General features: G+C 71.1%; 20 protein-coding genes. 12 read left to right on the forward strand and 8 right to left on the reverse strand.

Annotation, left to right across the window (positions count from 1 at the left end; genetic code table 11):
- Window positions 1–135: 135 nt before the first annotated feature.
- Window positions 136–990: an ECF subfamily RNA polymerase sigma factor, BldN family gene (locus J7E88_RS26050; RefSeq protein WP_215185235.1), complete on the reverse strand. Its 855-nt coding sequence runs from the start codon at window positions 988–990 to the stop codon at window positions 136–138.
- A gap of 518 nt (window positions 991–1,508) precedes the next feature.
- Window positions 1,509–2,465, reverse strand: coding sequence for an HAD family phosphatase (locus tag J7E88_RS26055; protein ID WP_215185237.1), 957 nt, complete (start codon window positions 2,463–2,465; stop codon window positions 1,509–1,511).
- Window positions 2,466–2,613: 148 nt separating this feature from the next.
- On the opposite strand from J7E88_RS26055, the gene J7E88_RS26060 reads away from it, so the two are divergent.
- The 7 genes from J7E88_RS26060 to hemB all read left to right on the forward strand — a co-directional run bounded on the left by J7E88_RS26060 (window position 2,614) and on the right by hemB (window position 10,647).
- Window positions 2,614–2,889 (forward strand): glutaredoxin family protein, encoded by a 276-nt coding sequence (locus J7E88_RS26060; RefSeq protein WP_215185243.1) that lies wholly within the window; start codon window positions 2,614–2,616, stop codon window positions 2,887–2,889.
- A 347-nt stretch (window positions 2,890–3,236) separates the two neighbouring features.
- Window positions 3,237–3,962 carry a redox-sensing transcriptional repressor Rex gene (locus tag J7E88_RS26065; RefSeq protein WP_215185245.1) on the forward strand — a complete coding sequence of 242 codons (726 nt, stop codon included), beginning with the start codon at window positions 3,237–3,239 and terminating at the stop codon, window positions 3,960–3,962.
- Window positions 3,959–5,770, forward strand: a complete 1,812-nt coding sequence (locus tag J7E88_RS26070; protein ID WP_215185247.1) for a glutamyl-tRNA reductase — start codon at window positions 3,959–3,961, stop codon at window positions 5,768–5,770. Before J7E88_RS26065 ends, J7E88_RS26070 begins: the two co-directional genes overlap by 4 nt.
- Entirely contained in the window at window positions 5,767–6,726 is a 960-nt protein-coding gene (gene hemC, locus J7E88_RS26075) for a hydroxymethylbilane synthase (RefSeq protein WP_215185249.1), read from the forward strand. The genes J7E88_RS26070 and hemC overlap by 4 nt, the downstream gene beginning before the upstream one ends.
- Window positions 6,723–8,384 (forward strand): uroporphyrinogen-III synthase, encoded by a 1,662-nt coding sequence (locus tag J7E88_RS26080; protein ID WP_215185251.1) that lies wholly within the window; start codon window positions 6,723–6,725, stop codon window positions 8,382–8,384. Before hemC ends, J7E88_RS26080 begins: the two co-directional genes overlap by 4 nt.
- Before the next feature lie 176 nt (window positions 8,385–8,560).
- Entirely contained in the window at window positions 8,561–9,424 is an 864-nt protein-coding gene (locus tag J7E88_RS26085) for a class I SAM-dependent methyltransferase (RefSeq protein ID WP_215185253.1), read from the forward strand.
- Window positions 9,425–9,645: 221 nt separating this feature from the next.
- On the forward strand, window positions 9,646–10,647 hold the full coding sequence (hemB, locus tag J7E88_RS26090) for a porphobilinogen synthase (protein ID WP_215185255.1): 1,002 nt from the start codon (window positions 9,646–9,648) through the stop codon (window positions 10,645–10,647).
- 84 nt (window positions 10,648–10,731) lie between these two features.
- On the opposite strand, the gene J7E88_RS26095 is transcribed toward hemB, so the two are convergent.
- Window positions 10,732–11,403 (reverse strand): TetR/AcrR family transcriptional regulator, encoded by a 672-nt coding sequence (locus tag J7E88_RS26095; protein ID WP_251023227.1) that lies wholly within the window; start codon window positions 11,401–11,403, stop codon window positions 10,732–10,734.
- A 97-nt stretch (window positions 11,404–11,500) separates the two neighbouring features.
- Here J7E88_RS26095 and J7E88_RS26100 point away from each other — a divergent pair, with 97 nt between their 5' ends.
- From J7E88_RS26100 to J7E88_RS26110, 3 genes are read left to right on the forward strand one after another with little or no spacing between them, the layout of a single operon-like run.
- Window positions 11,501–11,665 (forward strand): hypothetical protein, encoded by a 165-nt coding sequence (locus J7E88_RS26100; protein WP_215185257.1) that lies wholly within the window; start codon window positions 11,501–11,503, stop codon window positions 11,663–11,665.
- A 59-nt stretch (window positions 11,666–11,724) separates the two neighbouring features.
- Window positions 11,725–12,132 carry a VOC family protein gene (locus J7E88_RS26105; RefSeq protein ID WP_215185259.1) on the forward strand — a complete coding sequence of 136 codons (408 nt, stop codon included), beginning with the start codon at window positions 11,725–11,727 and terminating at the stop codon, window positions 12,130–12,132.
- A complete protein-coding gene (locus J7E88_RS26110; protein ID WP_215185261.1) occupies window positions 12,129–12,641 on the forward strand; it encodes a DUF1772 domain-containing protein in 513 nt (170 codons plus the stop codon). The genes J7E88_RS26105 and J7E88_RS26110 overlap by 4 nt, the downstream gene beginning before the upstream one ends.
- Here J7E88_RS26110 and J7E88_RS26115 read toward each other — a convergent pair.
- Both J7E88_RS26115 and J7E88_RS26120 read right to left on the reverse strand, forming a co-directional pair.
- Complete coding sequence (locus tag J7E88_RS26115) at window positions 12,625–12,861, reverse strand: DUF397 domain-containing protein (protein ID WP_215185264.1); 237 nt, start codon at window positions 12,859–12,861, stop codon at window positions 12,625–12,627. The two genes, J7E88_RS26110 and J7E88_RS26115, sit on opposite strands and share 17 nt — an antisense overlap.
- Window positions 12,858–13,643, reverse strand: coding sequence for a helix-turn-helix transcriptional regulator (locus J7E88_RS26120; RefSeq protein ID WP_251023228.1), 786 nt, complete (start codon window positions 13,641–13,643; stop codon window positions 12,858–12,860). Before J7E88_RS26120 ends, J7E88_RS26115 begins: the two co-directional genes overlap by 4 nt.
- A 152-nt stretch (window positions 13,644–13,795) precedes the next feature.
- Here J7E88_RS26120 and J7E88_RS26125 point away from each other — a divergent pair, with 152 nt between their 5' ends.
- Entirely contained in the window at window positions 13,796–14,197 is a 402-nt protein-coding gene (locus J7E88_RS26125) for an ATP-binding protein (RefSeq protein ID WP_215185270.1), read from the forward strand.
- 6 nt (window positions 14,198–14,203) lie between these two features.
- On the opposite strand, the gene J7E88_RS26130 is transcribed toward J7E88_RS26125, so the two are convergent.
- Window positions 14,204–16,981 carry a hypothetical protein gene (locus tag J7E88_RS26130; protein WP_215185272.1) on the reverse strand — a complete coding sequence of 926 codons (2,778 nt, stop codon included), beginning with the start codon at window positions 16,979–16,981 and terminating at the stop codon, window positions 14,204–14,206.
- 165 nt (window positions 16,982–17,146) lie between these two features.
- Window positions 17,147–18,046: a glycoside hydrolase family 19 protein gene (locus J7E88_RS26135; RefSeq protein WP_215185274.1), complete on the reverse strand. Its 900-nt coding sequence runs from the start codon at window positions 18,044–18,046 to the stop codon at window positions 17,147–17,149.
- A gap of 400 nt (window positions 18,047–18,446) precedes the next feature.
- Here J7E88_RS26135 and J7E88_RS26140 point away from each other — a divergent pair, with 400 nt between their 5' ends.
- Window positions 18,447–18,716 carry a DUF1876 domain-containing protein gene (locus J7E88_RS26140; RefSeq protein ID WP_215185276.1) on the forward strand — a complete coding sequence of 90 codons (270 nt, stop codon included), beginning with the start codon at window positions 18,447–18,449 and terminating at the stop codon, window positions 18,714–18,716.
- 131 nt (window positions 18,717–18,847) lie between these two features.
- Here J7E88_RS26140 and argS read toward each other — a convergent pair whose 3' ends face one another.
- Window positions 18,848–20,611 (reverse strand): arginine--tRNA ligase, encoded by a 1,764-nt coding sequence (argS, locus tag J7E88_RS26145; protein ID WP_215185278.1) that lies wholly within the window; start codon window positions 20,609–20,611, stop codon window positions 18,848–18,850.
- Between the last annotated feature and the right edge of the window lie 79 nt (window positions 20,612–20,690).

The following is a 20,690-nucleotide window of genomic DNA, read 5'->3' on the forward strand; positions in this document are numbered from 1 at the left end:
ACGGGACAGGGCGGCACCGGGGCCGCCCCGGGGGGGGGGTGGGGGGGGGGGTGGGGGGGGGGGGGGGGGGGAGGAGGGGGGGGGGGGGGGGGAGGGGGGGGGGAGGGAGGACGTTGGGGGACGCGGAGGGACGGCTCAGCGCGCGTCGTCGGGGAGCAGCCGCGCGAGGGTGCGGACGGCCCGGTACTGAAGCGTCTTGATCGCGCCCTCGTTCTTGCCCATGGCCCTGGCCGTCTCGGCCACGGACAGGCCCTGGAGGAAGCGGAGGGTCACGCACTCCTGCTGCTGGGGATTGAGCTTGCGCACGGCTTCGAGCAGCGCGGCGTTCGAGAGGGACTCCAGGACCGAGTCCTCCGGGCTGCGCTCGACCTCGTTGGCGTCGAGCATCTCGCCGGTGGTCACCTCCAGGCGGAAGCGGCTCGACTTGAAGTGGTCGGCGACCAGGTTGCGGGCGATCGTCACGAGCCAGGCGCCGAAGTCGCGGCCCTGCCAGGTGAAGGTGGAGATCCGGCGCAGTGCCCTGAGGAACGTCTCGCTCGTCAGGTCCTCCGCCGTCGCCTTGCCGCCGACGCGGTAGTAGATGTAGCGGTAGACGGTGTCGCTGTACTGGTCGTAGAGCCGCCCGAAGGCCTCGGCCTCGCCCGCCTGGGCGCGCTCGACGAGTTCCATCATGCGGGCGCTGTCGCTGTCGGCAGTGGGCCGGCGGGCGGTGGTCGCGCCGCCGCGTCCGCCCCGTCGGCCGACGGCCGCCCGGCCGTCGGCCGACCGGCGTCCGTCATCGACGGCACTACGGGCCGATCCCTTCTGCATGCCGTTCGGAATGCCGTCGGCCAGGGCATAACAAGGGGCGGCCGCGCCGCTGACGGCGAGGCCGGGCGTGGCGAATGCGGGGACGGCGTACGCGGTGGGGACAAAGCCGCGCAGGTGGTCGAGGACCGCTGCGCGCAGCGTAGCCAGGCCCGAGGCGTCAACCCCGACGTGTGGGTACACGGGACTCCCAGAGGCAGAGCTTCCATCACGTGCTGTGCGGGACCGTTCACCCGTCGTGATGACTGGTGGGTTCCGTCCTGCGTCTGAGGAGAATAACGCTTCGTACAGGCAGTGCTACACCGAGTTGCTCAAATCGCCGTTTCCGTCGCTTCTGTTGCGGGTTGACGACAGATCAGGTCGCACATTGTGAGCACTTGTTGATCGAATTACTTCGCGATCTGTCCTGTCGAGGGGTGACTTGTGGTCGGGGCGCGGCAATGGGACTGGCCGGGGGTGTGGCGGGGTAGGAGCCGCTGATTGTCTGCCGACACGCCCGCGACACGCCGCGGCTCCACTGCTCCACGCCTGCTACACGCCACGGCGCCGTTGCGGTCCGCCCACGGCGTGATCGCGACACGCCGGGGGTGCGACCGCCGCGGCGCGTCTCTCTGCGTGTTTCTCCGGGCGAGTCGTCCGGGCCCGCGCCTCACGCGCACGCGCTGCGGGGCGTGCGGTCTCCCTGTGGGGTCTTCGGGAGGTCAGCGCCGACGGCGGTGGAGCGCCACCGCCGCTGCCGTGCCGCCGGCCAGCGCGCCCACACCCGCCGCCGCGGGGATGCCCACCTTCGCCGCCTTGCGGCCGGTCCGGTAGTCCCGCAGGCGCCAGTCGCGCTCGCGCGCGTACTTCCTCAGCTTCGAGTCGGGGTTGATGGCGTACGGGTGGCCGACCAGCGACAGCATCGGGATGTCGTTGTGGCTGTCGCTGTAGGCCGCGCAGCGGGCGAGGTCCAGGCCCTCCGCCGCCGCCAACGCCCGTACCGCCTCCGCCTTCGCGGGGCCGTGCAGCGGTTCGCCGACCAGCTTGCCCGTGTACACGCCGTCGACCGACTCGGCGACCGTCCCGAGAGCGCCGGTCAGACCGAGCCGGCGGGCGATGATCGTCGCGGTCTCGACCGGTGCGGCAGTGACCAGCCAGACCTTCTGACCCGCGTCGAGGTGCGCCTGGGCCAGCGCCCGGGTCCCCGGCCAGATCCGGCCCGCCATGTACTCGTCGTAGATCTCCTCGCCGATGCTCATCAGCTCCGAGACCCGGTGGCCCTTCACGATGGAGAGCGCGCTGTCCCGCGCGTCCTGCATGTGCTCCGGATCCTCGACGCCCGCCAGCCGGAACCACGTCTGCTGCCAGGCGAACCGGGCCAGTTCGCGGCGCTGGAAGAACTTCCTCTTGTACAGGCCGCGGCCGAAGTGGAAGATCGCCGCGCCCTGCATCACGGTGTTGTCGAGGTCGAAGAACGCCGCGGCGCGGACGTCCCCGGCGACGGGAAACTCGGGCTCCCCGACGGCGGGCCCCGCGGTCGGGGGCCCTGCATCGAGGGCTTCGAGCGCCTCGATGGTCTGTGAGGACTTGCGCGCTGCCTCGGCGGCGGCTTCGCCCGCCAGCACGCTGCGAGCGGTGGCGGAGCGCCTACGCGGGGTGAGCCATCCCAGAGCGGCCATGTCGTGAGCATAGCCAGTCTGTTCGGGACTTCCGGACTCGCCGGGATGCGACGGCGTGAACACTCCGCGACCGCGCTGTTAAACGGGTGATCCGCGGCGCGCGAAAGGAAGGAAACCGGGCAATGGCGGCGCGGGCGAGAATGGACGTATGAGTCCTGTGCTGCGGCGTGTGAAGAAGAAGCCCGAGGAGCGCATCGTGACGCTCATCGGCAAGCCCGGATGCCATCTGTGCGACGACGCGCGGGCCGTGGTCGAGACGGTCTGCGCGGAGACCGGCGCCTCGTGGGAGGAGAAGGACATCAACCAGGACACCGAGCTCCACCGCGCCTATTGGGAGCAGATCCCCGTGGTGCTGGTGGACGGGGAGCAGCACACCTTCTGGCGGGTGGACCCCGATCGGCTGCGCCGCGCGCTCGGGAGCTGATGTCACACGGAAGGCGGGTACCATCATGGTCGTTTTGCTTGGTTTTCTCCGCCGGGCACGACTCTATCGGGCCAGGGCCGCGACAGGGCAGAGTAGGTGGAGCCAGGCGGTCTCGGGGGCGTAGATCGTAAGGAGTGTGTACGGCTTTGCCCCCATTGGCGCCTCAACGGTCCGGGGCGGTTCGCGGTTCCTGGATCAGGCCCCCGGATCGCGTGACCCCGGTCACTTTGGACGGACAAAGCGGACACCATCTTTGTGCACGCGTTCACAAAGACATAGCCTGCATTCGACGGGGCGGTCTTGGGACACACGGCCGCCTGCAGCCTCGCTCATCCCGCAGGAGCACCGTGGCAACTGGCCGAAATCACCGACCGGCGACCCGTAGCCGAGGAATCCCCGAGGCCACCGTCGCCCGGCTTCCGCTGTACCTGCGCGCCCTGACGGCGCTCTCCGAGCGGTCCGTGCCCACGGTCTCCTCCGAGGAGCTCGCCGCGGCCGCCGGCGTCAACTCCGCGAAGCTGCGCAAGGACTTCTCATACCTCGGCTCGTACGGGACCCGCGGCGTCGGCTACGACGTCGAGTACCTCGTCTACCAGATCTCCCGCGAGCTCGGTCTGACGCAGGACTGGCCGGTTGTCATCGTCGGCATCGGTAATCTCGGCGCCGCCCTCGCCAACTACGGCGGCTTCGCCTCCCGTGGCTTCCGGGTCGCCGCGCTCATCGACGCCGACCCGGCCATGGCCGGGAAGCCCGTCGCGGGCATCCCCGTCCAGCACACCGACGAGCTCGAGAAGATCATCAGCGACAACGGAGTGTCGATCGGCGTCATCTCGACGCCTGCCGGCGCCGCCCAGCAGGTGTGCGACCGGCTGATCGCCGCCGGTGTCAGCTCCATCCTCAACTTCGCCCCCACCGTGCTGTCGGTGCCGGACGGCGTCGACGTGCGCAAGGTCGACCTCTCGATCGAGCTCCAGATCCTCGCCTTCCACGAGCAGCGGAAGGCCGGCGAGGAGGCCGAGGCCGCAGGCCGGAAGGGACCCGACGGGGACATGCCCGCCGTGATGCCGGCATGAGTCTCCTCGTCGTCGGGCTGAGCCACCGCAGCGCTCCCGTGAGCGTGCTGGAGCGCGCCTCGCTGCCCATCGATGCGCAGATCAAGCTGCTGCACGACACCCTCGCGGCGGAGCCCGCCACCGAGGCGGCGGTCCTCGCCACGTGCAACCGCATCGAGCTGTACGCGGACGTGGACAAGTTCCACGCCGGTGTCGCCGAGCTGTCCACGCTGCTCGCCCAGCACAGTGGGGTCGGGCTCGAGGAGCTCACTCCCTATCTCTATGTGCACTACGAGGACCGGGCCGTCCACCACCTGTTCTCGGTGGCCTGCGGTCTGGACTCCATGGTCGTCGGCGAGGGCCAGATCCTCGGCCAGATCAAGGACGCCCTCGCGCGCGGTCAGGAACTGCACACCGCCGGACGGCTGATCAACGACCTGTTCCAGCAGGCACTGCGCGTCGGCAAGCGCGCCCACAGCGAGACCGGCATCGACCGGGCCGGGCAGTCGCTCGTCACCTTCGGTCTCGAGCAGCTCGCCGCGGGCGAGCCGGTCGAGGCCTGGGCCGCGGACAAGCGGGCCCTGGTGATCGGCGCCGGCTCGATGTCCTCGCTCGCCGCGACGACGCTGGCGCGCCTGGGCGTACGCGAACTCGTCATCGCCAACCGGACGACGGAGCGCGCCGAGCGGCTGGCCGCGGCGCTGTCCGAGTCGGGCGGCGTGCGCGCACACGCGGTGCCGATGGCATCCCTCGCCGACGAACTGACACGTGCCGACGTGGCCGTCTCGTGCACCGGCGCGACCGGTCTGGTCCTGACCGCCGAGGCGGTCGCGACGGCGCTCGCGTCGCAGCACGTCGTGCCCGAGACCACTGGTCGGGCCACTGACCTGCGCGCCCCCGAGGGCAGCGTGGTCGCACGCCTGGCCGCCGCGGCGGCCAGGGACGGCCGCGTGGCCGAACTGCCGGGCGGCGCCGGCGACCTGGCCGCTCCCTCGATCGAGGGCACCGACCGGTCCGGCGACTCCGCGGGCACGGACCGCACCGACGACCACCTGCCCGGCACGGATCGCGCAGAGCCGGCGGATGCCGGACGCGGGGACACCGCCGCCGTACGCGTGACGGACCTGCCCGCCGCCGAGGCGGCGGCACTCGCGAGCAGCGGCGCCGGTCTCGGCGGCATTGACGTTGCCCCAGGCTCCGAGTGCCCCGTCGGTCTCGACGACTCCCTCGCGCAGCACGGCGCCTGGGTCGACAACGCCTCCCGCACCCGCGCGGCTTCCTCCCGTGCGGCCACCGTGCCGCACGGGAGCGGCCTCGTCCGGCTCGCGCTCCTCGACCTCGCCATGCCGCGCGACATCGACGCCGCCGTCCACCGCCTCGCCGGTGCACGGCTTGTGGACATCGAGTCGCTCGCCGAGGCCTCCGCCGACGCGCCGATGGCCGCCGACGTGGACCAGGTCCGCTCGATCGTCTCCGACGAGGTCGCCGCCTTCGGCGCGGCCCAGCGCGCCGCGCACATCACCCCGACCGTGGTCGCCCTGCGCACCATGGCCGCCGATGTCGTGGCCGGCGAGATGGCCCGTCTCGAAGGCCGGCTCACCGGCCTGGACGAGAAGCAGCGCGCCGAGATCACCCAGACCGTGCGCCGCGTGGTGGACAAGCTCCTGCACGCGCCCACCGTGCGGGTCAAGCAGCTGGCGAGCGAGCCCGGCGGTGCCGGGTACGCGGATGCGCTGCGGACCCTCTTCGACCTCGACCCGGAGACGGTCGCCTCCGTCAGCCGGGCCGACCTGAATGACGCAGACGTCAAGAACCGAGGGCGAGTATGACCGAGAGGGCACTGAGGCTCGGGACCAGGCGCAGCAAACTCGCCATGGCCCAGTCCGGGCACGTGGCTGAGGCGGTGCGCCGGCTGACCGGCCGGGCCGTCGAGCTCGTCGAGATCACGACGTTCGGGGACGTCTCCCGTGAGCACCTGGCGCAGATCGGCGGCACCGGCGTGTTCGTCACGGCCCTGCGGGAAGCGCTGCTCCGCGGCGAGGTGGACTTCGCCGTCCACTCGCTGAAGGACCTGCCCACAGCGCCGCACGAGGGTCTGGCGCTGGCCGCGATACCCAAGCGCGAGGACCCGCGCGACGCGCTGGTCGCCCGGGACGGACTGACCTTCCACCAGCTGCCGGACGGCGCCCGCGTCGGCACCGGTTCGCCGCGCCGCATGGCGCAGCTGAACGCGTACGCCCGCTCCCACGGGCTGCACATCGAGACCGTGCCGATCCGCGGAAACGTCGACACCCGGATCGGATACGTACGCAACGGGGAGCTCGACGCCGTCGTGCTCGCCGCTGCGGGACTCCACCGCATCGGCAGGATCGACGAGGTCACCGACTTCCTGTCGGTCGACTTCGTCCTGCCCGCCCCCGGCCAGGGGGCCCTGGCGATCGAGTGCTCCGCGTCCGACGCGGATCTCGTCGCCGCGCTCAGTGGACTCGACGACCCGCACACGCGGGTCGCCGTGACCGCCGAGCGATCCCTGCTCGCCGCCCTGGAGGCCGGCTGCTCCGCACCTGTGGGTGCGCTCGCCGACCTGCTGGCCGACGGCCAGGATGCCACCGAAATGCGCCTGCGGGGCGTCGTCGGCACGACCGACGGATCCGCGCTGGTGCAGCTGTCCACCACCGGTCCCGTACCCACGTCGCACGGCGACGCCATCGCGCTCGGTCGCGAACTCGCGTCCGAGATGCTCGCCAAGGGTGCGGCCGGTCTTATGGGGGAGCGAGCACTTTGAGCCCCACCACCTCGAACCTTCCCGGCCTCGACGCCCACGGGCACGTCACCTTCCTGGGTGCCGGTCCCGGCGACCCCGGTCTGCTGACTCTGCGCGCCGTCGAGGCGCTCGCCGGCGCTGACGTGCTGATCGCCGAGCCCGCTGTCCTCGATGTCGTGCGAGGTCATGCGCGGGCAGGCGTGAGCACGCCTGAGCTGACGGTCATTGACGACGCGTCAACCTCCGCCGGGATCCCCGTACTCAGGGATGCGGCCAATCTTGTCATGGAGGCCGCGCGGGGCGGCAAGCGGGTCGTCCGTGCCGTGACCGGTGACCCCGGCCTGGACACCGACGCCGGCCGGGAGATGCTCGCGTGCGCGTCCGAAGGGATTCCCTTCGAGGTCGTGCCCGGTGTAGCGACGGCCGTCGGCGTGCCCGCGTACGCCGGTGTCCCGCTCCGCGACGAGCAGGGCACGGACGTCCGTTTCGTCGACGCCCGCACCGCGTCCGACCGTTGCTGGACCGAGGTCGGCGCGAGCGACGGCACGGTCGTCGTCTCCACGACGCTGGAGACGGTCGCCGCCGCGGCGGGCGAGCTGGTGGCCGCGGGCCGCAAGCCCGACACGCCGCTGACGGTCACCGTCGCCGGTACGACGACCCGCCAGCGCACCTGGACGGCGACGCTCGGCACCATCGCGCAGACGCTGAAGCAGGCGAAGGTGCTGCCCTCCCCCGAGGGACACCAGCCGGTCATAGCCGTGGTCGGTGAGCGCAGCGCCGCCGCCCAGCGCGACCAGCTCGCGTGGTTCGAGTCCAAGCCGCTGTTCGGCTGGAAGGTGCTCGTGCCGCGTACGAAGGAGCAGGCGGCCTCGCTCTCCGACCAGCTTCGTTCCTACGGTGCGGTGCCGTACGAGGTCCCGACGATCGCGGTCGAACCGCCGCGTACGCCGCAGCAGATGGAGCGCGCGGTCAAGGGACTCGTCACCGGACGCTACGAGTGGATCGCCTTCACCTCCGTCAACGCGGTGAAGGCCGTGCGGGAGAAGTTCGAGGAGTACGGGCTCGACGCCCGTGCCTTCGCCGGGATCAAGGTCGCGGCGGTCGGCGAGCAGACGGCGGCCGCGCTGGTGGACTTCGGCGTGAAGCCGGACCTGGTGCCGAGCGGCGAGCAGTCCGCGGCCGGCCTGCTGGAGGACTGGCCGCCGTACGATCCGGTCTTCGACCCGATCGACCGCGTCTTCCTGCCCCGCGCGGACATCGCGACCGAGACGCTGGTCGCGGGCCTGATCGAGCTCGGGTGGGAGGTCGACGACGTGACCGCCTACCGGACCGTGCGCGCGTCGCCGCCCCCGGCGGAGACCCGTGAGGCGATCAAGGGCGGCGGCTTCGACGCGGTGCTGTTCACGTCGTCGTCGACCGTGCGGAATCTGGTCGGCATCGCCGGCAAGCCGCACAACGTGACGGTGATCGCGTGCATCGGTCCCGCCACGGCGAAGACGGCCGAGGAGCACGGCCTGCGGGTCGACGTCCTGTCGCCGGAGCCGTCGGTGCACAAGCTGGCGGAGGCGCTGGCGCAGTTCGGCGCGGCCCGCCGGGCGGCGGCGCTGGAGGCGGGCGAGCATGTGACGCGCCCGTCGGAGCGGCGTCCGGGTGGCCGGAGACGTCGCACGACGACCTGAGCGGACATCTCTCCGAAAGGCGGGGCGGGCGGAGTTTCCGCCCGCCCCGCCTGCGTACGCTCCCCAGGTCGGCCGTGCGTGCCCCAGGCCGGGCCGTGCGTTCGACAGGTGGGGTCCGATGGGCGTACACCAGAAGCACAAGGGTCCTTCGGCAGCCGAAAAAGGGGTGACCCGCCGTGAGCGCCGGGATTGTGCATGTCGACCCCGCCAACGCCGAGCAGGCCCGCGCCTGGGACGGCGACGAAGGCGCGTACTGGGCGGAGCACGCCGAGAGCTTCGACCGAGCCCTGCACGCCTATCAGCGGCCCTTCCTGGACGCCGCCGCCCTCCAGCGCGGTGAGCGCGTGCTGGACATCGGCTGCGGCAACGGCGTCACCTCCCGCGCCGCCGCCCGGCTCACCGTCGGCAGCCCCGTCCTCGGCGTCGACCTGTCCGGGCCCATGCTGCGTGTGGCCCGGCGGGAGACCGAGCGGGAAGGGCTCGACAGCGTCCGCTACGAGCAGGCGGACGCGCAGACGCACCCGTTCCCCGAGGCGTTCTTCGACGTGGCTATCAGCCGCGCCGGCTCCATGTTCTTCGCCGACCCGGTGGCCGCGTTCCGCAACATCGCCCGTGCGCTGCGGCCCGGCGGCCGGCTGGTGCTCCTGGTGTGGCAGGACCTGGCCCGCAACGAGTGGTTCCGCTCGGTCTCGGCCCTGCTGGCGGCGGGGCGCGAGCTGCCCACCCAGCAGCCGGACGAGCCCGGCCCCTTCTCCATGGCCGACCCCGATGTCGTACGGCAGCGGCTGACCGCCGCCGGGTTCGGCGCGCCGCAGCTGACCGGCCTGGAGCGCCCGATGCGCCTCGGCCGGAACGCCGAGGAGGCGTACCGCTTCGTGTCAGGGATGGTCTGGCTGTTCGAAGACCTCGACCCTGCCGGACGGGCACGCGTCCTGGACGCCCTGCGCGCGGACATCGAGGCGCATCTGACCGAGGAGGGGGTCCTGTACGGCTCGGCCGCCTGGATCGTCACCGCCGTACGCCCGAGCACTCCCCCGTAGCCCTTCGGGCACGGTAGGGGGCCACGCCGCAGCACTCCGGCGCCTTGTGATGCTTCACCCTCGGCCCCGCGAGCCTGGGGGAGGCCCCATGCGCCAGACGGCCACGGGCCTGTCCGGCGTGATCCGCTCGGCACCCCGGCACCCCGGCACCCCGGCACGCGCTTCCCGCGCCGACGCGGTGTCGGTAATCGCACGGTCCGGCCGGGCGTAGCGTGGCACGTATGACTGCGTACGGATCCTTCCCCGGTGCCCGCCCCCGGCGGCTCCGGACCACTCCCGCCATGCGGCGCATGGTCGCCGAGACCCGCCTGCACCCGGCCGACCTGATCCTGCCCGCTTTCGTGCGGGAGGGCATCAGCGAGCCCGTCCCGATCCAGGCCATGCCCGGCGTCGTCCAGCACACCCGCGACACCCTGCGGAAGGCCGCAGTGGAGGCACGGGAGGCCGGGGTCGCGGGGATCATGCTCTTCGGCGTGCCCGAGGACGCCAAGAAGGACGCTCTGGGAACGGCGGGCACGGACCCGGACGGCATTCTCCAGGTCGCCATCCGCGACGTCCGCGCCGAGGTCGGCGACGAGCTCGTGATCATGTCCGACCTGTGTCTGGACGAGTACACCGACCACGGCCACTGCGGGGTCCTGGCCGAGGACGGCCGTGTCGACAATGACGCCACGCTGGAACGTTACGCCGAGATGGCCCAGGTCCAGGCCGACGCGGGCGTCCATGTCGTCGGCCCCAGCGGCATGATGGACGGCCAGATCGGCGTGATCCGCGACGCGCTCGACACCATCGGCAAGGAGGACGTGTCGATCCTCGCGTACACCGCGAAGTACTCCTCCGCCTTCTACGGCCCCTTCCGCGAGGCCGTCGGCTCCTCACTCCAGGGTGACCGCAAGACCTACCAGCAGGACTCGGCCAACGTCCGCGAGTCGCTGCGCGAGCTGGCCCTCGACCTGGAGGAGGGCGCGGACATGGTCATGGTCAAGCCCGCCGGGCCCTACCTGGACATCCTCGCCAAGGTCGCGGAGTCGGTGGCCGTGCCGGTCGCGGCGTACCAGATCAGCGGCGAGTACGCGATGGTCGAGGCCGCGGCCGAGAAGGGCTGGATCGACAGGGAGAAGGCCATCGCCGAGAGCCTGCTCGGCATCAAGCGGGCGGGCGCGAGCATGATCCTGACGTACTGGGCGACGGAGGTCGCGCAGGGTCTCGGCGCAGGTCGCTAGACCAAGGACTCCTCGACGGCCCGGTGCGCGCCTGCGCACCGGGCCGTCCGCCGTGTGCGTCGACGGCGACACGGTGCCGGCCGGTCAGGCCACCGCGTAGTCGGCGAGGGCCGGTTCGAGCAGATCGAAGGCGCGGGCGGCCTCGTCCCCGACGGTCCGCGCGATGTCGTCGCCTGAGTGCCCCGCGAGGGTGAGCTCCTGGATGCGCCCGAACAGAACCCGGTGCGCCGCGCCCAGCAGCGCCGCCGCCGTACGGGGCGTGATGTCGTCGGCGGACGTGCCCGTGGCCCGGGCGAGGGCGTGGGCAAGGGCTTCCTCGCGCCGGTCGTGCAGACCGCGCAGGCAGGCCGACAGGGTCGGGCTGTCGTCGATCATGCGTGAGAAGTCCGGGCCCGCGAATCCGGCGACCGGGTCCTGGGCCGCGACGGCGGCCTCGAACGCGCGGCGCAGCGCCGCGAGGGCCGATTCGCCGGAGGAGCGGGAGGCGACGGTGTCCGCCAGGCTCGCGACGAACGCCTCCTGATGGTCCAGTGCCATGTCCTCCTTGCGCGGGAAGTAGTTGGTCACCGTCTTCTTCGCCACGCGCGCCGCGTCGGCGATCTCCGCGAGGGTCGTCCGCTCGAAGCCCTGGACCATGAACAGCCTGGTCGCGTGGTCGGAGATCAGCTGCCGTGTCTCGCGCTTCTTGGACTCTCGTAGACCCCCCGGCGCGTCATGCGCCGGCGTGCTCGTCGTCATGCCCGTGTCGTTGCTCATGAGGGAATCTTACATCCGTAGCAATTTTATGTTGACACCCTCACTTCTCTCGGTCTAAGTTTACGCCCAATGTAAGTTTCACCGAGAGGAACAACGCATGCAGCGACTCGATCTCGCCAAGCTCCTCGCCGACCAGGCGTCGGGCAACCAGGCCGCCCGTGGTCGGCAGCAAGGCGGTCGACAGCCCGCACAGCTCCACCCCGTCCGCTTCCAGGACAACCACCGCCGCGCACGGAACCTCCCGCGCCGCAGCTCCTACTGACCGACCCGACCGCCACCATGGCGCGCCGGCCCCCTCAACCCCCGGAAAAGGAACACACCTTGCAGATCACCGCCTCCACCGTCTCGCTCACCGTCGACGACGTGGCCGCTTCCCAGGCCTTCTTCACCACCCACCTCGGCTACCAGGAGCAGGCCGCCGCCGACGGCTTCGCCTCCCTCACCCGGGCCGACGCCGCAGTCGACATCGTTCTGCTGCGGCGCGGCATCGAGGTCCTGCCCGCGGAGCAGCGCGACCAGCACGCCGGCGGACTGATCCTCGCCTTCACCCTCACGGGGCTGGAGGCCGAGGAGAAGCGGCTGCGCGCCGAAGGCGTCGAGATCACCATGCCGCTGCGCGAGGAGCCGTGGGGCGAGCGGCTCTTCCAGATCACCGACCCCAACGGAGTGATCGTCCAGTTCGTCGAATGGGTCACGCCCGCCGCCGACAGCGCAGAGGAGAGCGCATGAGAACACTGAGCACCGCGGCCCTCGTGGCCTCCACCGTGGCGACCGGGCTGATGGCCGGTCTGTTCGCCGCCTTCGCCTACGCCGTCATGCCGGGCCTCGCCCGCGCCGGGGACCAGGCGTTCGTCCAGGCCATGCAGCACATCAACCGCGCCATCATCAACGGCTGGTTCCTGGTGCCCTTCCTGCTGCCGCTGCCCCTTCTCGTCCTCGCGGCGGTCCGGCCGGGGGACGGGCCCGGCGGCACGGCCCGCTGGTGGATCGTCGCCGCGCTCGTCCTGTACGTGGTGGCGTTCCTGGTGACCGGCACCCAGAACGTGCCGCTCAACGAGGCGCTCGACAAGGTGTCCCTCGCGGGCGATCCCGCTCAGCTCGAAGCCGCTCGGGCCGCCTTCGAGGACAAGTGGGTCACCTGGAACACCGTCCGGGCCGTCCTGCACACCGCGGCCTTCGGCTGCCTCGCGTGGGCCCTGTACGTCCAGGGCGCGCAGGGCCTCAGCGCAGGTCGCTGACGAAGGCCGTCCAGGCGGCCGGTGCGAGGCTGAGCACCGGGCCGCCGGGGTTCTTGGAGTCGCGGACGTGGATGGTGGCGGGGTGGGTGGCGACCTCGACGCACTGTCCGCCTTCGTCGCCGCTGTGCGTCGACTTGCGCCAGTGGTACGCCACTTCGAGGCAGGCGCCGCCTTGTTCGCTGCTGTAGCTGGACTTGAACCACTCAAGTGCGGTGCTCATCGGTCTCCTAGCAGGCGCTCCAACAGGCCCTTTGTCTCTTCGGCGTTGAGGGCCTGCGTCCGCAGCATCGCATATTTGCGGGCCAAGATGCTGACCTCATCCGGGGAGGAGATCATTTGGCTGCCGCGTTGCCCCTCTGCGTAGGCGAGATGCTGGTGATCGGGAGTTTCCAACAGGATGAACGGGCCTGACAGGCCGGCATGTGACTCGCGGCCGAGCGGCATCACCTGAAGCGTGATGCCTGGAAGGTCGGTGCAGGTGAGCAGATGCTCCAGCATCTCCTGCCGCACCGCGTCCCCGCCGAGACGGTCGATGAGTACTGCTTCGGAGACTACGAAGCTGATGGTTGGCGGTACGGGACGGCGAAAGATGTCCTGCCGCGCCAAGCGCCGGATGATGAGCTGTTCCATCTCGTCCTCATTGAGGGCCGGAACGTCTGTGCGGAACACGGCCCGCGCGTAGCGGTCCGTCTGTAAGAGACCTGGCAGCACCTGATTCTCGTACCAGGACAGCGCGATGGCCTCCCGTTCCAGGTCCATGTACTCCTCCGCCCACGCCGGGATCAGGTCCACCTCCGGCATGTGCTCCACCGCGACCGACAGCGCGCCCTTCGTGTCGAGGCGGTCGTCGAATCTCTGCGCGAGGTCCGGCTTCAGCGGGCGGCGGCCCTGTTCGATCGAGGCGACCGTCTCCTCCGCGAGGTTGAACTCCGTCGCGAGTTCGCGTTGGGTGAGGCCCGCAGCCTCGCGGAAGCGGGCGAGCTGGCGGCCGACCAGTCGCATCGCCGAGGCGTTCTTCCGGTGGCGTCTCCTGGGGTGCATGTCTGACCAACTCCCCGGACGGGTCCGTACGTTACGCCTTCGGCACCCGTACAAATGAAACGTACGGGTCCACGGCGTGCTGCCGAACCGTCACTGCGCGCAACGCTCCCGTCGTGGACAAGACGATGCAACACGAGGACCTGCGCGAGCTGTTCTGCCGCCGCGAGCGTCGATCCGTCGCTAGGGCACGGGAGTTCGTACGTGAGGCACTGGGCGCGTGGGGGTGGAGCGCACGGGCCGACGACATCACGCTGTGCGTGAGCGAGCTCGCGACGAACGCGCTGGTGCACGGCGTACCGCCGGGGCGTGGATATCTGCTGAGGCTGTGGCTGTACGGGCAAGGGTCCGCGCTCCGGGTCGAGGTGCACGACAGCGGCGACGGGCGGCCCTGCGTCCGCGCCCCGGCCGGTGAGTCGGGGCGCGGACTGCTGCTGGTGGACGCGCTGGCCGACACCTGGGGTGTCGGCCGGCGCGACCCCGGCAAGGTGGTGTGGTGCGAGTTCACCCTGCCGTGACGGGGGCTACGGCGCGTCGGTCACCGTGCCGGTGAGGGCCGGGCCCTGCGGCTCGCCCTCGTCGTCGACGGGCTGGAGGCCCACGTACTCCGCCGGCTCCGCCACCCGGTCGCCGACCGTGGGCACGGTCACCTCCGCGGTGGTGCTGCCGGCCGGTACGGACGCCCACAGGGAGGCGTACTCCAGCTGGGACAGCGGTACCTCACCAGCGGGGACCTCACCGATCAGCTCCTCCAGCCACTGCCGGTCGACGTCCTTGGTGGACAGTTCCGGGCGGCCAGGCACCGCCACGATCTGGAGCGTCCTCGACATCTCCACGTCGGCGGGCGCGGACAGGGCGATCCGCCACTTCAGCGGATGGCCTTCCGTCACCTTGTCGGCGACCGGCTTCATGGTGATCTTGGGCATCGGGTCGTCGTTCTCGGTCGTGACCCCACCGGAGTACGTGCCGACGACGGTCCCGCGGACCGCTTTGACGAGCACGTCGTTGGACACGTCCCAGGAGTACCGCTTGTTGCCCTTCACCTTCACCGGTACGTCGATGCCGCTGCTGCCGGGCTTCACCGTCACCAGCCGGTGCTTCGCCTGGCCGGTGACGGGGTCGAGGACGTACAGGCGGACCGTGCCGGTGCCCTTGCCGGACACGCGTACCGGCACCTGGTACGTGCGGACGCCCGAGTCGCCCTCCTTGACCTTCAGCCGGCCGATGTCGACGCGGGCCAGCGGGGCCTCGCGCACGGCGGGCGTGCCGGGGCTCCACGCCCAGGCATCCATCAGCCACGCCTGGCCGGAGCGGCTGCGCGGGGTCAGCTCCAGGGAGGCGATCTCGCGCAGGTCGAGTCCGGCGCGAGCGGCGGCGGAGAGCGGTACGCGTACCTCGCGCGCCCAGTGGGACGCGGTACGGTCGCTGCCCGGCAGCCCGTCCACCCGGACGCGTCCCAGGTCGGCCCGCTTGCCGGAGGCGTCCGTGACGGACACGTCCAGCCGTGTCCCGGTGGTGTTCGGAGGCACGAAGACGCGCAGCGCGAGGTCCTTGGCGCCGCGCACGGAGAGCGGCTTCTCCGGGCGGACCTTCACCGCCGAGCCCGGCGCGGACCAGCGCAGCGCCACGGCACGGCGGCCGGTCTCAGGGTTCGGCTGCCAGGAGGCGAAGTGCGGCGAGGAGCCGCCGGCCTCCGGGTTCAGGCAGGCGGTGCGCGGGTCGGGGTCCACGGCGGAACACAGCCGTCCGCCGCTCACCTTCACGGAGCCGTCGGGGAGGAAGCCGGCACCCCGGTTCGCGCCGACCCCGTGGGTCAGAACCCGCGCCGGGTCGGCGGAGGGGGCCCGGCGGCCGGTGCCGTCGAGCAGCTCACGCACCCGGTCGTCCCCGGCGACGAACAGCCGGGCGGCCGCGGCGATGTAGGTGGCGCCCGCCCGGTGCTGCTGGTCGGCGGTCAGCCGGGTCGCGGTGCCGGGTGAGCAGACCGGGTCGGGCTGCTCCGGGTCGTGCCAGAAGTCGTCGTCGGCCGGTGCCTTGGCCTGGCCCGGCGTCCACTCGCTGTTGAAGTAGTTGTGGTTCGCGCCGACCATGTAGACCGCGCTGTGCAGGGCCTTGCCCCTGCTGACGCCGCGGGTGCCGTCGGCGTACACCTGGCCCTGGAGGTCGGAGACGTCGCCGTCGCAGCCCGGCAGGATCGTCAGAGACGGGACGTCCGGCACCGGGTTCTGGCCGAAGATCGTCGGGCCGATGAGCACGGTCCCGCGGATGTGCCAGCGCACCTTGCCGCGGTAGCCGTCCTGACCGGCCGGGGCCGGGTACAGGCTGTCCATGGCCGCACGGTTGACGCCCTCGCCGCCGCGCGAGTGCCCGACGAGCAGCACGCGGGACAGGTCGGCCTTCGGCCCCTTGCGTACTGCCTCCGGTGCCTTGGCCGGGTTCGCGGCCCAGTCGGCCCAGCGGGCGAGGTGCTGCCGCACGAGCGATGAGCGTGCCTGAGCGCCGCCGTCCTCGGCGTCCCCGTCCTGGCCGTTGATGCCGTTGGCGGAGATCGAGACGGTCACATAGCCCTGGGAGGCCAGCAGTTTCTGGTCGCGCAGATAGCCCCGGTGGCTCGGGATCGGCTCGGCGCCCTTGGCGCAGGGCCAGTCGATGGTGACCTCGTCGTCCTTGCCGGGGACGTAGCAGGTGGCGTGCCGGCCGTGCAGGAACAGCGCGACCGGGCTCTTGCCGGTGGCGCCCTTCGGCGCGACGACGACGCCGCGCATCTCGACGGGCGCGGGGAAGCCGGGCAGTCGGACCGGGTGGAGCGCGTACTCGCCGGTGACCGTGCGGTACTTGCCGGGCCTGCCCGGGTCGACGGAACCCGCGGGGAGCTGGGCGGGCGGCTTGGCGGCGGGCGGCGAGGAACGCCGGTCGCGCGCGCCGTCCGCCTCCTGGTCGAGCCGCCGGCCTGCCGCCAGCACCTGGAGGTCGGCCAGGTCCGCTGTGCGCGCGTCGTCCAGCGGCAGCCGGAAGGTCCGGCCGTCGTTCTCGGGTTCGGGTACGCCGACCAGCTTGCCGTCGGCGTGGAATTCCACCCGGGCGTCGCCCGCGGGCACGGGCCGCGGTGAACGCCACTCCAGTGTGTTCTGCCCGGCGGTGTTCGTGATCCGCCAGCCGGGCGGCAGGCCATCGTTGTCGTCGGTCGCCGCGGCGGGCGGGCTGCCGGGTGACTGCGGCACGGCGTGCGCCCCCGCGGGCGACACCACCGCCATCGTGAGCACCGCTGCCGCGGTGACCCATATCTTCCGGGTACGTATCAACGTTCCCCCTCCTCGACCCCGTTTCTCGGGCGCCCTGGTCCGCGGGTGCCTCTCCACCTCGGAGGACGGGGAGAAGATCCGGTGGGTTGCCTGCGGGCCCCGTGACATGGTGCGGCCGCGGCCGGGGGACGAAGTCTCCCCGGTCCGCGGCCCGTTCATGAGGGATCAGCAGTACAGGTTGCCGCCCGTGGGGACGCCCAGGATCTGCGCGAACTGCTGGTACTTGCTCACACGGCTCTGGACCTGCGCCGGGTTCTTGCCGTCGCACTCCAGCGAGCCGTTGATGGAGCGGATGGTCTGGCCGAAGCCGGCCTGGTTGACCATGGCGTTGTGGCCGGTCATGGTGCCGGGGCCGGTCTGGGTGTTCCAGTACCAAAGGCCCGTCTTCCAGGCCACGGCCGCCTCGCGCTCCACACGCCAGGGGTTGTTGAGCAGGTCGATGCCGAGCGCGTCGCCCGCGGCCTTGTAGTTGAAGTTCCAGCTGAGCTGGATCGGCCCGCGGCCGTAGTACGCGGCCTGGCCGGCCGGGCAGCCGTAGGGCCGGCTCCAGTCGCAGTAGTGCGGGTAGTTGGCCGTGTTCTGCTCCACGATGTGGACCAGTCCGCCGGTCTCGTGGCTCACGTTCGCGAGGAAGGCCGCGGCCTCCTGCTTCTTCACCGTGTCGCTGCCGGTGTTGGCGAAGCCGGGGTAGGCGCTGAGTGCCGCGGTGAGGCCGCTGTAGGTGTAGAAGGAGTTCCTGTTCGGGAACATCTGATTGAACTGGGCCTCGCTCACCACGAAGCCCGACGGGGACGGGGTGCTGCCACCGCTGCAGTTGTACGGGTCCCAGTACCAGGTGCTGATCGTCGGGTCGTAGCCCGGATTGTCGTGTTCGGCTATGTAGTGCTTGCCGTCCGTGTACTTGACAACGTTGCCAGTGACGTAGGACCTGCCCGCCTGCCAGGTGGTGGCGGCGTCGCAGGCGGCGTCCGCCGGGGCGGCGGATGCGGAGGGCATCAGGACTCCGGCGAGACCGCCGGCGACGAGGACCCCGGCCAGCAGGGCCGCGAGGCGTGTTCTCAGCACTCGATCACTCCTTTTGCGCTCAACGGCCCGCACCGGAGCAGGAGTTGGCCTCCGGGCGAGCCGCGGTGGGGGGCTGTGGCACACACTCAAGCGTTATGTCATGATCCAGTCAAGGTATAGACCAATGCGAACCGCGGGTAACTTTCATGGGTCTCCTACGCCCACCGGTCGCGCTGTGGAGGACCTACGCGGCCCGGGTCGCGTACGCCTGCGGGGCGGCCGTGATCCCGCCGTCGATGCAGTCGGCACCCCGGCCCGCGTACGCGGCGATGCCGCGCGCCCGGGCCGGGGTGCCGATGGTGAGGTCGACTCAGTCGGATACGCAGCAGCGGGTAAGTGGTGTGGTGATTTGCGGCCTCGCGGCGCACCCTGGAAGAGGTACCGCTGGAGGTGATCCGCCATGCAGACACTCGTCGGATGGCACATCGAGATGGAATTCCGGGAGGAGGGCGACCGGACCCGGGCGGCCGCCCTGGTGAGGCTCGGTGACGGCACGGAATACCGGGGCCACGGAAACGCGAATCGTCACCACTCCGACCAGCCGCAACTACTGGTCGGCGAGGAGATCGCGGGCGCTCGCGCCCTGATGGACCTCGCCTCCCAGCTGCTGCAGAAGGCGCACACGGAGATCGACCAGGCGTCGGGGAGAAAGTCGCACCCGATCCACTGACCGCCTGACTGTCTGACCGCAGGGCCGTCGGCCCGGACCGCTCAGCGGGTCATCCGCTCGCTGCGATCCGGGCCCACTGGCCGGTACGGAAAGGGATCCCGTACGGAAGGGGATCCCGTACGGAAGAGGGCTCAGAGGCGCTCGGGCGTCCGAATGCCCAGCAGCGCCATGCCCTGGTGCAGCGTGCGGCCCGTGAGGTCGACGAGCAAGAGGCGGTTCTCCACGAGCTCCGCCGGGTTCTCGTCGCTCAGCACCTGGCACTGGTCGTAGAACGTCGTCAGGTGCGAGGCCAGCTGGTACAGGTACGCGGCCAGCTTGTGCGGCTCGTACGAGGACGCGACCTCCGCCAGCACCTCGCCGAACTGGTCCAGATGCAGGCCCAGAGCCCGCTCGGCCGGGGCCAGTTCGAGCTCGGGGTGCGCGACCGGGCGTGTCTCGCCGGCCTTGCGCTTGATCGACTGGATGCGGGCGTACGCGTACTGGAGGTAGACCGACGTGTCGCCGTTGAGCGACACCATCTGGTCCAGGTCGAACTTGTAGTCGCGCACCGCGGACGTCGACAGGTCGGCGTACTTGACCGCGCCGATGCCGACGTACCGTCCGTTGTCGACGATCTCCTGCTCGCTCAGGCCCACCTTCCCGGCCTTCTCGCGCACCACGGCCGTCGCCCGGTCGATCGCCTCGTCGAGGAGGTCCACCAGCCGGACCGTCTCGCCCTCACGGGTCTTGAACGGCTTGCCGTCCTTGCCGAGCACGGTGCCGAAGGCGAGCTGCACGGCCTTGACCTTGTCGCCGAGCCAGCCGGCCCGGCGCGCGGTCTCGAAGACCATCTTGAAGTGCAGGGACTGGCGGGCGTCCACCACGTACAGCAGGGTGGAGGCGTCCAGGTTCTGCACGCGGTCGCGGATCGCGGACAGGTCGGTGGCCGCGTAACCGTAGCCGCCGTTGGACTTCTTGACGATCAGCGGGACCGGGTTGCCGTCGGGGCCCTTCACATCGTCGAAGAAGACGCAGAGCGCGCCCTCGGAGCGCACGGCGACGCCGGACTCCTCCAGGATGCGGCAGGTCTCGTCGAGCATGTCGTTGTAGCCGGACTCGCCGACGACGTCGGGGTCACGGATCTCCATGTCGAGCTTGTCGAAGACCGAGTAGAAGTAGATCTTCGACTCGTCGACGAACTTCTGCCAGAGCGCGAGGGTCTCCGCATCGCCCGACTGGAGCGCCACCACGCGGTCGCGCGAGCGGGCCTTGAACTCCTCGTCGGAGTCGAAGAGGGCACGGGCGGCCTTGTAGAGGCGGTTCAGATTGGACATCGCCTCCTCGCCGGAGGCGCCGTCCTTGTGGTCCAGCTCGTGCGGGTGCTCGATCAGGTACTGGATGAGCATGCCGAACTGGGTGCCCCAGTCGCCGATGTGGTGCCGCCGCACCACGCGCTCGCCCGCGAACTCCAGGATCCGCACCATCGCGTCGCCGATCACGGCCGAGCGCAGGTGGCCGACGTGCATCTCCTTGGCCACGTTCGGCTGGGCGTAGTCGATCACCGTCGTGCCGGGCTCGGCGGTCGTCGGCACACCGAGCCGGTCGTCGGCGGCACGGGCGGCCAGCGTCTGGACGATCGCCCTGTCGGTGATCGTCACGTTCAGGAAGCCGGGGCCGGAGACCTCGATGTCCTTCAGCACGTCGTTCGCCGCGATGGCGTCGAGGACCTTGGTCGCAAGCTCGCGCGGGTTGCCCTTGAGCTTCTTCGCGAGCGCCAGGATGCCGTTGGCCTGGAAGTCGGCCCGGTCGCTTCGTCGCAGCATGGGGTCGGCGGACCCGGCCTCCGGCAGCGCTGCTGCCAGGGCGTCCGCGAGGCGCTGCTGCACGGTCGAAGCGAGGGAAGGGACCGAGGCCATGAGCTTCCGTTCCTGTCGAGGGGGATGTTCCAGTGGTCAAGTGTCCCATGGCCCGGCAACCGAATTGCCGGTACGCGGG

It is taken from the genome of Streptomyces sp. ISL-10 (assembly GCF_018614575.1).
Lineage (GTDB): Bacteria > Actinomycetota > Actinomycetes > Streptomycetales > Streptomycetaceae > Streptomyces.